The 14,814-nt window shown below is 29.1% G+C and carries 16 protein-coding genes and 1 pseudogene; 15 read left to right on the forward strand and 2 right to left on the reverse strand.

From position 1 onward, the window contains the following. Positions 1-60 precede the first annotated feature (60 nt). The 11 genes and pseudogenes from FNZ64_RS14900 (at position 61) to FNZ64_RS06710 (ending at position 7,770) form a co-directional block, all read left to right on the forward strand. Positions 61-1,044: an HD domain-containing protein gene (locus FNZ64_RS14900; protein ID WP_243129214.1), complete on the forward strand. Its 984-nt coding sequence runs from the start codon at positions 61-63 to the stop codon at positions 1,042-1,044. A 153-nt stretch (positions 1,045-1,197) separates the two neighbouring features. Beyond that, positions 1,198-1,638, forward strand: a complete 441-nt coding sequence (locus FNZ64_RS06665; protein WP_142414062.1) for a C-GCAxxG-C-C family protein — start codon at positions 1,198-1,200, stop codon at positions 1,636-1,638. 225 nt (positions 1,639-1,863) lie between these two features. Further along, on the forward strand, positions 1,864-3,000 hold the full coding sequence (locus tag FNZ64_RS06670) for a DUF4268 domain-containing protein (RefSeq protein ID WP_142414063.1): 1,137 nt from the start codon (positions 1,864-1,866) through the stop codon (positions 2,998-3,000). A gap of 47 nt (positions 3,001-3,047) precedes the next feature. Next, complete coding sequence (locus FNZ64_RS06675) at positions 3,048-3,287, forward strand: YdbC family protein (protein ID WP_142414064.1); 240 nt, start codon at positions 3,048-3,050, stop codon at positions 3,285-3,287. Positions 3,288-3,432: 145 nt separating this feature from the next. Beyond that, positions 3,433-3,918, forward strand: a complete 486-nt coding sequence (locus FNZ64_RS06680; protein WP_142414065.1) for a hypothetical protein — start codon at positions 3,433-3,435, stop codon at positions 3,916-3,918. A 162-nt stretch (positions 3,919-4,080) separates the two neighbouring features. Beyond that, complete coding sequence (locus FNZ64_RS06685; protein ID WP_142414066.1) at positions 4,081-4,494, forward strand: SF0329 family protein; 414 nt, start codon at positions 4,081-4,083, stop codon at positions 4,492-4,494. Positions 4,495-4,531: 37 nt separating this feature from the next. Then, positions 4,532-4,627 (forward strand): annotated as a pseudogene (locus tag FNZ64_RS14905) (AAA family ATPase); the annotation flags it as partial. A 217-nt stretch (positions 4,628-4,844) separates the two neighbouring features. After that, the gene (locus FNZ64_RS06695) at positions 4,845-5,624 is read left to right on the forward strand and encodes a hypothetical protein (RefSeq protein WP_142414067.1); all 780 of its coding nucleotides are present in this window, start codon (positions 4,845-4,847) and stop codon (positions 5,622-5,624) included. A 111-nt stretch (positions 5,625-5,735) separates the two neighbouring features. Continuing rightward, positions 5,736-6,059: a DUF2500 domain-containing protein gene (locus FNZ64_RS06700; RefSeq protein WP_243129215.1), complete on the forward strand. Its 324-nt coding sequence runs from the start codon at positions 5,736-5,738 to the stop codon at positions 6,057-6,059. A gap of 39 nt (positions 6,060-6,098) precedes the next feature. Then, the gene (locus tag FNZ64_RS06705; protein WP_142414069.1) at positions 6,099-6,560 is read left to right on the forward strand and encodes an NUDIX hydrolase; all 462 of its coding nucleotides are present in this window, start codon (positions 6,099-6,101) and stop codon (positions 6,558-6,560) included. Between the two features lie 82 nt (positions 6,561-6,642). After that, complete coding sequence (locus tag FNZ64_RS06710) at positions 6,643-7,770, forward strand: O-antigen ligase family protein (protein WP_185903703.1); 1,128 nt, start codon at positions 6,643-6,645, stop codon at positions 7,768-7,770. Between the two features lie 51 nt (positions 7,771-7,821). Here the strand turns inward: FNZ64_RS06710 and FNZ64_RS06715 are convergent, their stop codons facing one another. After that, the gene (locus FNZ64_RS06715) at positions 7,822-9,402 is read right to left on the reverse strand and encodes an ABC-F family ATP-binding cassette domain-containing protein (protein ID WP_142414071.1); all 1,581 of its coding nucleotides are present in this window, start codon (positions 9,400-9,402) and stop codon (positions 7,822-7,824) included. A gap of 254 nt (positions 9,403-9,656) precedes the next feature. Here FNZ64_RS06715 and FNZ64_RS06720 point away from each other — a divergent pair, with 254 nt between their 5' ends. The 4 genes from FNZ64_RS06720 to FNZ64_RS06735 all read left to right on the forward strand — a co-directional run bounded on the left by FNZ64_RS06720 (position 9,657) and on the right by FNZ64_RS06735 (position 13,295). Then, positions 9,657-10,676 (forward strand): ABC transporter substrate-binding protein, encoded by a 1,020-nt coding sequence (locus FNZ64_RS06720; RefSeq protein ID WP_142414072.1) that lies wholly within the window; start codon positions 9,657-9,659, stop codon positions 10,674-10,676. Further along, positions 10,648-11,415 carry an ABC transporter permease gene (locus FNZ64_RS06725; RefSeq protein ID WP_142414073.1) on the forward strand — a complete coding sequence of 256 codons (768 nt, stop codon included), beginning with the start codon at positions 10,648-10,650 and terminating at the stop codon, positions 11,413-11,415. Before FNZ64_RS06720 ends, FNZ64_RS06725 begins: the two co-directional genes overlap by 29 nt. 236 nt (positions 11,416-11,651) lie before the next feature. Next, positions 11,652-12,266 (forward strand): ABC transporter ATP-binding protein, encoded by a 615-nt coding sequence (locus FNZ64_RS06730; protein ID WP_243129216.1) that lies wholly within the window; start codon positions 11,652-11,654, stop codon positions 12,264-12,266. Positions 12,267-12,416: 150 nt separating this feature from the next. Then, positions 12,417-13,295, forward strand: coding sequence for a DegV family protein (locus tag FNZ64_RS06735; protein WP_142414074.1), 879 nt, complete (start codon positions 12,417-12,419; stop codon positions 13,293-13,295). Between the two features lie 301 nt (positions 13,296-13,596). Here FNZ64_RS06735 and FNZ64_RS06740 read toward each other — a convergent pair whose 3' ends face one another. Beyond that, the gene (locus FNZ64_RS06740; protein WP_142414075.1) at positions 13,597-14,748 is read right to left on the reverse strand and encodes an aminotransferase class V-fold PLP-dependent enzyme; all 1,152 of its coding nucleotides are present in this window, start codon (positions 14,746-14,748) and stop codon (positions 13,597-13,599) included. Positions 14,749-14,814 lie beyond the last annotated feature (66 nt).

The following is a 14,814-nucleotide window of genomic DNA, read 5'->3' on the forward strand; positions in this document are numbered from 1 at the left end:
TGAATCAATAATCAATTTTACAGAGAATTAATGGTTAGTTATTTGAGGGGGGGGATTTATATGGAAATTAAAACAAGTGATTTAGGAACAGTAAATGATGAAGAATTAAAATTTGCCGTTATAATATCAAGATTTAATGGAAAATTCCTATATGTTAGACATAAAGAAAGAGACACTTGGGAAGTGCCAGGTGGACATAGAGAGTTAAATGAGGATATTAATTATACCGCAGCAAGAGAACTAAAAGAAGAAACAGGCGCAGTTAGATTTAATATAAAGCCTATATGTGATTACTCTGTAAAAAGAGAAAATGTTGATAAAAATTATGGAAGATTATTTTACGCAGAAATTCAAGAGTTAGGTGAACTTCATAATTTAGAGATTGGAGAAATTGCATTATTTGAGGATATACCAGAGAATTTAACATACCCACAAATTCAGCCTATTTTGATTAATGAATTAGAGAAGAGAATGAAATCAGCAGAGTTAATAGACATAGTTTCAAAAATAGTAGAGGAACAATGCAAAAGCAAGGATAATATATTTGGTTACTCAGGGTGGACATGTCACATTGTTAGTGTAGTTAAACATGCTAAAATTTTAGCAAAAAGGATGGGGGCTGATGAAGAAATAGTTGAACTTGCAGCCTTATTACATGACTATGCAAGTGTAAAAGATAAAAATATGTATGAAGAGCATCATATATATGGAGCAATAGAAGCAGAGAAAATTCTTAAAGAATTAGATTACCCACAAGAAAAAATAGAAGTTATAAAAGATTGTATTTTGTGTCATAGAGGCAGTGTAAGGAAGAAACAAAAAACTAAGGAAGCAGTATGTGTAGCAAGCGCAGATGCCATGGCTCATATAGATCAAGTACCATCATTATTACATCTTGTTTATCATAATAGAAAAATGGATGTAAAAGAAGGGGCAGAATGGGTAAGTAGAAAACTTGAAAGAAGTTGGAACAAATTATGTCCAGAAGCAAAGGAAATAATGAAAGAGAAATATGAGAGTGCTAAAGTGGTTTTAAAAGGGTGAACAGTAAAGATAAAACAAAATGTGAATGTAAATATGGGGACTAAAGTATAGTAAAAATTATAAATTAGTCTAGAGGTGGATAATTTTTCTGATGGATATAAGTTTTATGATATAATAAAGAAAAAATAATAATTATTACATGGGGGTATAGTTATGGAGAATGTTGATTTTGATAGAATAAGGAGAGTAGCGGAAGATTATTATAGAAGTGGAGATTTTTTTTGTTCTGAGGCAGTAGTTAAAACAATAAGGGATGAGTTTAAACTAGAGATTTCAGATGAAGCTATAGCCATGGCTTCAGGATTTCCTGTAGGAATAGGTGGAGCAGGATGTACATGTGGAGCTATTACAGGAGGAATTATGGCTATTGGGATGGTGTTTGGGAGAAAAGAAGCAAAAGATCCAAGGGTACAAAAGGCAATGAGTCTTAGCAAAGAGTTACATGATAGCTTTAAAGAAAAACACGGTAGCCTTTGTTGTAGATATCTAACTAAAGGCATGGAATTAGGATCAACGGAGCATATGAATCAGTGTATACAATTTACAGGGGAAGTAGCAGAAAAAGTGGCAAGAATAATAGTTGATAATAGATAAATGGTGTTTAATAGAACCTAATCAATTACAAGCTGAAGTAAATGACTATGGTTCGAAGATATAGGAACTTTTTGGGGTTTTGCAATAAGACAAAATTAAACTAATGCTATTTATTGGAGTGGGTAATCTTACTTACTCCTTATTTTATAAAATATATCCGAATGTTTATTGTACAATTAATTATAAACTATTCAACTTTAGCAAAATAAATGGGGGATAATTTATATGTATTTAATTAATAAAGAAGTTAATAGAATTTCTAGTGTACAACAAAAAAACTTTACCGAATTAGGTTTTAAAGAAAGAGCTCATTTACAGGAATGGATTGCATATAATCCTAAATGTTTAGGAGAAGAATTGCTTATTATTCAAAAAGAATTTGATGGATTTGATGATACTAGAGAAAGATTGGATTTATTAGCTTTGGATAAGCATGGGAATTTAGTTATTATTGAAAATAAACTTGATGATACAGGAAGAGATGTAACATGGCAATCATTAAAATATGCCTCATATTGTTCAAGTTTATCTAAAAATCAAATAAAAGATATATATCAAAAGTATTTAGATACTCAAGGTATAGAAGAAAAGGCAGAGGATAAAATAATTGATTTTTTTGATAATATTGATTATGAGGATATAACATTAAATTCGGGGCAATCTCAAAGAATTATAATGGTAGCTGGTTCATTTAGAAAAGAAGTTACTTCCACTGTCTTATGGCTTATGAATTATAAATTAAATATAAAATGTATAAAAGTAACACCATATCAATTGGGAGAACAATTATTTTTAGATTTAAGACAGATAATACCTATTAAAGAAGCTGAAGAATATACTATTAAAATGGCAGAAAAAAGTGAAGAAGAAAATGTTACCAAAAATCAAATAACAGGTAGATATAGTGTTAGGTTAGAGTTTTGGAATAAGTTATTAAAGGTTCTTAAAGAGAAAGAGAACTTTAATTTATTCTCCAATATAAATCCTTCAAAAGATAACTACATTGGAGCTAGTTCATCAATTGCTAATGTAGCATATATATTTAGAATTACTAAGGAGTATGTTAGGGTTGAACTATGCATGTATAACCCTAATAAGGAATTCAATGAGTTTATTTTTGATACCCTAAAACAGAGGAAAGAAGAAATAGAGACAAGGTTTGGAAAAGCTTTAGAATGGGAAAGACGTGAGGATATCAAATCTTCATATATTATATATAAGTTAGAAAATGTTAATATCTTTAATAGAGATGATTGGGATAAAATGATTGAATTCCTAGTAGAGAACATGATAAAGTTAGAAGAAGTTTTCAGACCAATATTAAAAGAAGTAAAAGAGGAGCTTAAAAATAAAGACTTTTAAATGCTTTTATTGAGCATAATATATTAAATAAAAAGGAGGAATTTCAAATGGCAGATATAAAATTTGATATTGTAAAAAATCTAGGAATCCTATCAGAAGGTTCAAAGGGATGGAAAAAAGAAGTAAATGTTATGAGCTGGAGTGGAAGAAAAGCTAAAATTGATATTCGTGATTGGGATGAAAAACATGAGAAAATGGGAAAAGGTATTACATTAAGCAAAGAAGAATTAAAAGCATTAAAGGATATTTTAAATGAGATAGATGTAGAGACTTTAGATATTGAATAATGGAATACTCAACTTAAATGTGAAATAGATATTTTAAAGGGAAGAAATAAATAGAATAACAATAAAAATATTTGTAATAATATTCCTTAGAATAATAGATAATTTCATATTGAATGTTATGACTACATTATATAAGGGGGGAATTATGGGGAATCAAGAATACTTAGAATTTGTTAGAAATGGATTTGGAGGAAAAGCCTTAATAAAAGAAAACACCACGGATACATTAGTTACATATGAAGAAGTGTTCAAGTGGAGCTGGATTGCAACAAAGCTTAAAATTTTTTCATTTGTAAATTTTGTTGAAACTATTGAACTTGACACAATAAAAGAGTATTCTAGCAAATGCTTAAAACGTGCTATCAAAGAAAAACATGGGCTACCAAGAGGATTTCAAAATGGCGTTTTAAGTTATAATGTTTTGGTTTGCAATTATGCTACACCAGAAGCTATTGCTTTTGTTACTAAGCAACCTAATAAACATTATAGTGCTTTTGAAGTTCCTATTATTTTTGATGTATCAAACAGCCAATTGCATTATTATCAAGGTGATATAGTTTGGGGCATGGTCTATAATTCATTTATAAAGGAATATATATATGAGCATTTTAATCCTGTTAAATTAACATAAGATTTGCTTCACAATATTATTATTCAGAATTAAAGTTCAGCAAATAAACATATTAAGATAAATTTATTAGTTTAGAACTCTGTTTATATTTAGAGAGGTTTTTCATGAAACTTAAATCAAAAAGAATGAAAATAGTTATTAATTGGAAAAGAGACAATTGCTATGGTATGGAGTAAAACTAAAAAACACTTAAAAAGTTTTATATGTGATTCTTTAAAAGATAGAGTAGAGTTTCACTGCTCTAATTATAGAATGCATGATGGTATTGGTAGGACTTATATAACTATAGATGGTAAAGAAGTATATAATATGTGTACATTAAAAAGAGATTATTACAGAACACCAGTAGAAGGTACATATTCTCAAGTTGAGTTTATGGAAATACTACGCAAATACTTTAATACTTCCATAGAAGAATCCCTAAATATAGAAAATACTCTAGTGAAAATATTAGTAGTTTTAGATAGAAGAATAGGAAAAAGAACTCTAATAAGTATGAAGGAAAGCATAGAAAATGAAGAGGATATAGTAAAATATTTTTACAAATTAAGATGTGAGGCTGAGGGAGTTGAGTAGCAGTTGAATATGGGGATATTGCAGAGTAATCAATATTCAAGACTCTCAATTTGTTATAGCAACACATTCTCCAATCATCATGGCATATCCTAATTCAGTGATCTATGAGATCAAAGATGAAATTAAAAAGGTAAATATCATTTTCTATAAGTAAATCTTGCTTAAAAAATAAGCAATGTAATTATGGGGAATGATATTTTTTTATTTAAGACAAAATGTTACACAAAATTTAAATTAAATATGATATATTCATATAAATTACTTTAAAAATATGAAATCAAAACTATTAAAATTTTTTTCTGATGCAATACCTTAATTGAAGGAATGAGGTAAAATAAAGGAGGTCCAACATGGGTAAGTTTTTAAAATCAAAGAGTTTTATAATAAGCATACTTTGTATAATTACTTTAATCATAGGTGGAACCTTAGTATTTGTTAATAGACAAAAGGATAATAAAGAAGTTGATGAAAATATGAGTACTAAAAATTCTAATACTAAGAACACCACTACTAAAAATAAAGTTAATGCAAAAGGCACTGAGAAAAAACAAATTCATAGCACGCATAAAATTGAAACCAGTTGGGTGAAAGATCCAAAGGAGCCTAAGAATTTACTGGAAGTTACAAAAGACAATTCTATAGTAAAGGTAAGGGTAAAATCATTAGGGGAACCAGCATTTTTAGAAAAAACAAGTGACTTTTCCGATCCAAATCCATTTACACCAGTGGAAGTTATAGTAGAACAAACACTAGATGGAGAAGCTTTAAATAACTTAAAAACAATTTATCTAAGAGGTGGAGATGTTAAGATATCGGAGCTAATGAAAACTTTAGACCAAGAATCCATTGAAAAAATGGGACTTGATACATTAATAGAAGAAAAAGAGAGTATGTATATTTCATATAAATCAGACTATGATTACAATTTAAAACCTAATGAAGAATATATTCTTATTGTAGCGAAAAACTCAAATAATACTCATACTGTTGTGGGTAATGGTTACGGAATCTTTAAAGAAGATAAGGAGATGAAAAAGGATAAATCAAGTCCATCAGAGGTTGCGTTAATAAATGTGTTAACAAATAAAGAATTAACAGATAAAAATGGGAACGTATTAAAGCGTAAATAATATATGATATAATCTATTAATCAGGGACGTAGGTGCTTTTCTCTTCTAAGGAAGGATTAGAGCAAGTAGTCATGGGATAAATTTCTATAGGGGATGATTGGGGTGTTTAAAATGTTGTTTTTTATTTTTTTTGCTTTTATAATTTTTATGTGGGTTACTAGATATATTAAAAATGAAAACTCACCAATTATATCTACGAAAGCACGAGTTATAAGGAAAAAAATAGATGCTCATACGCATACAGATGCTAATGGGACCATGACAAGGAATGAAACTTTTATATTAGTATTTGAACTTGATACTGGTAGTGAACTTAGACTTACAGTTAGAAGGCGTGTTTTTAGAAATATAACAGAGAATGAATGGGGAACATTAACTTTTCAAGGTACACGTTTTTTGAAGTTTGAATCTCCAAGTGGAATTATGGAAAAATAAGATGTACCAAATAGCGTTTAAAAAATCTGGAGGGTTATCATGAAAGTAGCAACTAGTTGTTATATAACAAAAGATAATAAAACCTTAATGCTTCATAGAATAAAGAAGAAAGATGATGTACATAAAGGTAGATGGATAGGATTAGGTGGGAAAATAGAACAGGGGGAAACACCGGAGGACTGTGTAATACGAGAGGTTAAGGAAGAAAGCGGATTAACACTTAAAAATCCAATTTTAAGAGGAATATTAACTTTTCCTAAATTTGATAAAAATGAGGACTGGTATGTCTTTTTATATACTGCAACAGAAGTTGAAGGTGAACTACAGGAATGTAATGAGGGTGTACTTCAGTGGATTGATAATGATAAGATTTTAGACTTAAACATCTTAGAGGGAGATAAATTATTTTTAGGGTGGCTTAAACAATATCAGATGTTTTCAGCAAAACTTGTCTATGATAATGGGGAACTTATAGAGCATAAGTTAGTGGTATATGACTAAATTTTATTTAAATAATAACATTTTATTTTTAATATTACTAATAGTCATGTCCCCTTATACAACTATTATACCAGGCATATACATGACATATACTGTTTTATCAGGAAAAGTAAATTTAAAGAAAAATTATTTTAATATAGGATTTATTTTATTATTTTTGTGGGCTTTTACTGTAGGGGTTATAAATAGAAGTTTAACATCAATAATCTCACCCTTTGCCTTATTTATTTATTTTTGCTGTAGTGTATATATTGAAGATTATTTTATTAACAGAGAAAGAATAGAAAAAATATATAGATATTTATTGTATTTTTCTTTTTTATCAGCATTACTTGGGATTTTAGAAAAGATTATTAGCATATATTTTAAAACTAATCTTATAGCAAAATTTTTAGATTTTACTTGTCAACAAATAAATAATAAAAGAATATATAGTACATTTGGTAATCCTAATGTGGCAGGAAATTGGTTTGCTATAATGATACTTGTTAGTCTTTATTTTTCTTCTTTAGAATCTAAATATAATAGGCTATTTTACAAATTGGCGACGTTTTTGTTTACTGTTGCATTGTTCTTAACGGGATCTCGTGGAGCATTTATAGGATTGGCATTTGGACTGCTTATTTTTTATATTTGTAAATTTAATATAAGCAAGAAGAATACAGTTTTATTAGTATCCATGTTTATAATTATATGCATAGTTACCTTTGTTCCAATACCTATTTTAGATAAGATTATTGATCATAATGTTGGTCGTTCTTTTTATAATCGCATAAGAATATGGCGTGGATGTATAGAAATGATAAAAATTAAGCCTTTTACAGGATGGGGGCTTATGGCTATATGGGATAATGGGGCAAAATACATAAGTCAGTATCATAAAACTTTATTTCATGCACATAACATTTGGATTACATTTATGAATACTCTTGGAATTATAGGGTTTTCTATATATTTATATATAAAGGTGAATTTATTTAGAAGCTTAAAGGTTCTTTATAGGGAAGGATGCACTCTTTTGCCGATGTTAGCAGGTATTCAAGCCTTAATAATTGGTCATGGATTAGTTGATTTTACACTGATTGCACCACAACCAGCCTTATTATTTATATTGTGCTCAATTACAATAGTATCTCTTGAAAATCAATATAGGATTTCAGTAGTAAAGAATCCTTGGAACAATAAGGATGAGGTTTCCCATAAAGATTAAAACATTATTATCATTATAAAAAACAAAAGTAAGGCCTAAAGGCTCTTACTTTTATTGGATTTCTAAGTATTCATCATAAGTAACTTTTTTATCAATGAATTTTGTAGGACTTATATCTATAATTCTATTTGCAATGGTTTGTATAAATTGGTGGTCATGAGATGTAAAAAGTATATTACTCTTATAATCCATTAAGCCATTATTTAAAGCTGTAATTGATTCTAGGTCTAAATGGTTAGTTGGTTGGTCTAGTATAAGCACGTTTGCATTGCTTAACATAGTTTTTGATAGCATACATCTAACCTTTTCTCCACCGGATAAAACTTTAACTTGTTTTAGTGCTTCTTCTCCTGAGAATAACATTCTTCCTAGGAAACCACGTAAATAGGTTTCATATTTTTCTTCTGAGTATTGTCTTAACCAGTCCACTAGATTTAAGTCTACATCATTAAAGAATTCGGAGTTATCTTTAGGTAGGTAAGCTTTTGTTATGGTAATGCCCCACTTATATTCTCCACTGTCTGGTTCCATTTCTCCAGATAGTATTTTAAATAGTGTAGTTATGGAAAGTTCATCACCTATAAAAGCAATTTTATCGTTTTTATCTAAAGTAAAGCTTACATTGTCTAAAACCTTTATTCCATCAATGGTCTTGCTTAAGGAATCTACCTTTAATATATCGTTTCCAACTTCTCTCTCTGGTTTAAATCCTATAAAGGGATATCTTCTACTAGAAGGCTGAATATCATCTAGATCAATTTTATCTAATAATTTTTTACGGGAAGTTGCTTGTTTTGATTTAGAGGCATTTGCACTAAATCTTGCTATAAATTCTTGTAATTCCTTAATTTTTTCTTCTTTTTTCTTATTTTGTTCTTTAGCCATCTTAAGAGCTAATTGGCTAGACTCATACCAGAAATCATAATTTCCTACATATAATTTAATGCTACCGAAATCTACATCTGCCATATGGGTACATACTTTATTTAGGAAGTATCTATCGTGGGATACTACAATTACTGTACCTTGGAAGTTTATTAAAAATTCTTCAAGCCATTTAATAGAATTAACGTCTAAGTGGTTAGTAGGCTCGTCTAGTATAAGAAGTCCAGGGCTACCAAATAGAGCTTGAGCTAGTAATACCTTAACTTTTTCACTACCTGAAAGTTCTTTTAAGGCTTTTTCATGAAGTTCTGTTTCTATGCCTAAACCTTGAAGTAGAGAAGAAGCTTCAGATTCTGCTTCCCAACCGTTTAAGTCTGCAAATTCACCTTCAAGTTCAGCAGCTTTTATTCCATCCTCATCTGTAAAAGGATCTTTTGCATATATAGCATCTTTTTCCTTCATTATTTCATAAAGTCTTTCATTTCCCATTATAACTGTTTCTAGAACAGGAAATTCGTCAAACTTAAAGTGATCTTGTTTTAAAATAGACATTCTAACGCCAGGTTCAATAGATACATCACCTTTATTAGGCTCTATTTCTCCAGATAAAATTTTTAAAAATGTACTTTTACCTGCACCATTAGCACCTATAACACCGTAGCAGTTCCCAGAAGTAAACTTAAGATTTACATCTTCAAAAAGTTTCTTTTCACCATATCTTAAACTTAAATTTCTTACTGTAATCAAATCCATACCATCCTTTATCAAATTTTATAATGCTAAAATATTATACCATATTGCCACATTATATCATAAGATAGGTGAGTTAAATAGAAGTTATTTATAGAAATTAAGGATTAAGTTATAGTAATGTATAGTAAAGGTGGGGAGCAGTCATAGAAGTTATTCACAGAAAATTCTAGTTAATGTGCTATATTTGATATATAATTAAATTGAACTCTTTACATAGAGTTCATAATTCTAAATTTTGGGGTGAGCATATGAAAAAAGTATTTTCAATTTTTATGACGGTGTGTATAGTAGTTACTTCATCCTTATTTGCACTTGGTTGTTCAACTAAGGAAAATAATAAGGATGAGAAAAAGGAAACTACAAAGGTAACAGAGGAAACTAAAAAAGAAAAGATTAAAATAGCAACTTTAAAAGGTCCAACAGGTATGGGCATGGTTAAGCTTATGGAAGAAAATAAAGAAAGCTATGATATTTCTTTATTTGACTCTCCTGATCAAATAGTTTCTAAGGTAGTAAATGGAGAAGTAGATGGTGCAGCGGTTCCTTCTAATTTAGCTTCTGTTTTATACAATAAAACTAAAGGTGGGGTAAAATTAGTAGGAGTAAATACCCTAGGAGTTTTATATGTAGTTGAAAATGGAGATACTATAAAAAGTATTAAGGATTTAAAGGGAAAAACAGTTTATGCTAGTGGAAAGGGAGCTACTCCTGAGTATATTTTAAATCATATTTTAAAGGAAAATGGATTAGATCCAGAGAAGGATTTAAAAATAGAATATAAGGCTCAACATAATGATTTAGCTGCTTTAGTAGCTTCAAAAAAAGCAGAAATTGCAGTACTTCCAGAACCTTTTGTAACTACAACAAAGATGAAGAATAAAGAGTTAAACATACAATTAGATTTAACTAAAGAATGGGAAAAGGTAGCTAAAGATAATGGAAAACTAGCTATGGGAACTTTAATTTTTAGAAAAGATTTTATAGAAAAAAGAAATGAAGATGTAAAATCTTTCTTAGAGAATTATAAAAAATCTGTAGAATTTGTAAATGCTAATAAGGAAGAGGCAGGCAAGCTTATAGAGAAAAATGGAATAATTCCAAAGGCAAAAATAGCAGAAATGGCTATACCAAAGTGTAATATAGTGTTTATGGATGCTAAGGAATCAAGAAAGTCTTTAGAAAGTTTTTATAAAGTATTAAGTGATAGCAATCCAAAGTCTATTGGAGGAAAGTTACCAGATGAGAATTTCTACTATGAAGGCAAATAATAAAATTTGTAAAATAGTAAAAAAATCAGCAATAATATTATTTTGGTTGTGTATTTGGGAGCTATGCTCCCTTTTTCTTAATACGGAAATTTTATTTCCAGCTCCCTTAGCTGTATTAAAAGCCCTTTACCATCTAATGGGGAAGGAAGCCTTTTGGATTAGTGTTTTTCAAAGTATATTAAGAGTTATTGAGGGTATAAGTTTCTCTATAATTACAGGAATCCTTCTAGGGATTATATCAGGAATAAATAAATTTGTAGAAGAGTTATTAGAGCCTTTAGTGGTGACTATAAAGGCAACTCCAGTTATGTCTGTTATAATTGTAGCCTTAGTTTGGTTTCAATCTTCAGGAGTTCCTATATTTACAAGTATACTTATGTGCTTTCCTATAATTTATACTAATGTTTTGCAAGGTATAAAATCTGTAGATAAGAAACTTTTAGAAATGGCTAAGGTATACAAGGTAAAGAAGATATATATATTAAAAGATATATACATACCTTCTATAAAATCTTATATAGTGTCGGGAGTTCTTATGTGCCTAGGCTTAGGATGGAAGGTTACTGTGGCTTCAGAAGTTTTAAGTACACCTAAATATTCTATAGGATTAAATCTTTTAAATGCTAAAAGCATATTAGATATGGAAGAGCTTTTTGCATGGACTATAGTGGTGGTTATATTAAGTCTTATTTTTGAAAATATATTTAAATTTTATATAAACAGGAAAAGTAATAAGTAATTCACTCTTACCTATTCGGTCCTCTATAGCTTACAATTTAAAAATCTAGCTCATAATTTAAATATAAAAAACAGAAAAATATTGTTTGATGTATATAAACAATTTAAATATCTAGTTCATAATTTAAGCTAAAAATTCAATAACTTATTATAGATTAAAATATGACTATAGTGAAGGGAAGTGAATTTTAGTAAGAGTTTGGTTCTAGCGATACATTTTCTTACTAAAGATAATTTATGAATGGAAAGAAAGATTACCATATACAATTAATAAATCTATGTAAGTATTATGAAGATAAATGTATATTTAAGGATTTTAGTATGGGGTTTGAAAAGAACAAAATAACAACTATAGTGGCTTCTTCAGGTTATGGTAAAACTACTCTTCTTAATATCATAAGCGGATTGGAGAACTTAGATAGTGGTGAAGTTATAGTAAAGTCTAAAAATATATCTTATATGTTTCAGGAAGATAGGCTAATGCCTTGGCTGACCGTTTATGAAAATATAGCTTTTGTGTTAAAATCTTTAATGGATAATGAAGAAATAAAAGATAGGGTAGAGAAATACTTAAAATTAGTAAGGTTAGAGGATGCTAAAGAAATGTATCCTGAAAAGTTAAGTGGTGGAATGAATAGAAGGGTGGCACTTGCTAGATCTCTTGCATATAAAAGTGACATACTTCTTATGGATGAACCTTTTAAGGGGTTAGATTTAAAATTAAAGGAAGAAATAATAAAAGATTTTTATGATTTATGGACAAAAGAAAAAAATACGGTAATATTAGTAAGTCATGATTTAAAAGAGGCAGAACTTTTAAAAAGTGAAATAGCTTACTTAGAAAACAAATAATAAATATGTACAAGTGATGATAAGTGTCAAGTGGTAAAAACAATGGAGCAATTTTATATAAAATTTTAACAGTGTTTATAATTGATTACAAAGTAAAAAATAGGTTATAATATATAGTATATATAAAATTTATTCTAAAGGAGTTTTTAAATGAATGATTTTGTTATTATAACGGATTCGGGATGTGATTTATCTTTAGAACTAGTAAAGTCTTTAAATGTTAAATATATAGGATTAGTTTGTAATTTAAATGAAAGAGAAATAATTGAGGACTTTGGAAAAAGTCTTTCTTATAGAGAATTTTATGATGAAGTTAGAAAAGGAGCTTCTCCAAGCACAAGTCAGATTAATTCTTTTAGATTTTGTATTGAATTTGAAAAGTATGTCAAAGAAAATGTGGACATATTATATATATCCCTTTCTTCAGCATTAAGTGGAACATATAATAGTGCAATAATTGCAAGGGAACAAATATTAGAAAAATACCCTAACGCAAGTATATCTATCTTTGATTCAAAGGCTGCATCTAGTGGGCAAGGTTTTTTAGTATATAAGGCTGCTAAGCTAAGAGAGATGGGGAAATCAAAGGAATACATAGTAAAGTGGTTAGAAGAAAACCATAATAGGGTTTGTCATTATTTCACAGTAGATGACCTTCAACATTTAAAAAGAGGGGGTAGGGTTAGCGCCTTATCTGCTGACATAGGTACTTTACTTAATATAAAACCAGTACTTTATGTAGATGAAGAAGGTAGACTTATTCCTTTTTGCAAAGCAAGGGGAAAAAAACAAGCATTAAGAAAATTATTTAAAAACTTAGAAACTCATTTAACTGAAGATACCTTAGAAGATATATTTATTTCTCACAGTGATAATTTAGAAGGGGCAGAATCTCTGGCTAATATGATAAAAGAAAAGTATAAGGTAAAAAATATTGTAATTAATTATATTGGCTTAGTTATAGGTAGTCATACAGGAGCTGGAACTGTGGCACTGTACTTTTTAGGAACTCATAAGGCTCCTAAATAACATATATTAAATAGAACGAATAGAAGCTGTATCTTCAAAGAGGGGGATAGCAAGCTTTAAATAAATATATTAATAGCATGTAAATCAGGGGTTGTTTCACTAAGAAATTTACATATAGTATATTGTGCAAATTTAAATTAACATAATATATTGTAGTATTTATTCTTAAGGTCACAGCCCCTATTATATTTAACTAAACTTTCATACATAATTTTTAAATTCTAAATAGATTAATAAAGGAAATACAAATTTTATAGCTGCGAAAGTCTAATATTTAATTAATAATAGTAATAATGAATTTTTACAACTTTATTATCTTATTTAAACAATCAGCAGTATAATCAATATCTTCTACAGTATTAAAATGTCCAAAGCTAAATCTTACAGTGCCCCTTGGGAAAGTGTTTAGGGTTTTATGAGCTGATGGGGCACAGTGAAGTCCACATCTTGTCATTATATTATATTCATTAGCTAAAATTGAGGAAACCTCACCATTGTCTAGTTTAGTAAAGTCTAAGGAGACAACAGGGGTTCTATTTTCTATAGTATTTAATCCAATTAATTTAACATCTTTTAAATTTAAAATTTTCTCTATAAACATATTTGTAAGATAGAGTTCTTTTTCTCTAATTGTGTTTAGGCTAATTTTATTAAGATATTTTAAGGAAGCATTTAGCCCATAAATTCCTGGTATATTTAAGGTTCCACTTTCATATTTATCAGGCATATACTCTGGCTGAGTTTCTTGTTCTGAAAGGCTTCCAGTTCCTCCTTCTATAAAGGAATCTACCTTTGGAATTAGGGAATCTTTTATAATAAACCCTCCAATTCCTTGTGGACCTAAAAGTGATTTATGACCTGCAAAGGCTAAGGCATCTACATTGATTTTATTAAAATCAATATCTAAAAATCCAGCTGTTTGAGCAGAATCCACTATAAAAATTAAATTATTTTCCTTACAAATCTTACCTACTTCTTCTAGGGGGAGTATGGTTCCACAAACATTAGAGGCATTGGTCATAATAATAGCTTTTGTATTGGGCTTTATATGCTCTAAAATGTCTTTAGGATTAAGTCTTCCTAATATATCACATTGAACCTTTGATATTTCTACTCCTCTTTTACTTAAGGAGGAAAGTGGACGCATAACTGCATTGTGCTCCATGGAGGATACTATAACATGATCACCTTTTTTTAATAGTCCCTTAATTAAAGTATTTAAGCTTTCAGTTATATTTTTTGTAAATATTACGCTTTCAGGCTTTTTAAAATTAAATAAAGCACAGAGCAATTCTCTTGTCTCAAAAACTATGTTTTCCGCATCTAAGGAAGAAGCATATACTCCCCTATTAACATTACAACCCACATTTTTTATGTAATTCATCATGGCTTCAGGAACTTCAGGAGCCTTAGGAAAAGATGTAGCTCCATTATCTAAATAAACATTTTTCATATAATCACGGCAAGAAGACCACACTTGCTTGTGTGGATGTAGGAAATGTTACTTAATTATAGGTAA

Origin of the sequence: Hathewaya massiliensis (assembly GCF_902143515.1) — a bacterium.
GTDB classification, from domain to species: domain Bacteria; phylum Bacillota; class Clostridia; order Clostridiales; family Clostridiaceae; genus Hathewaya; species Hathewaya massiliensis.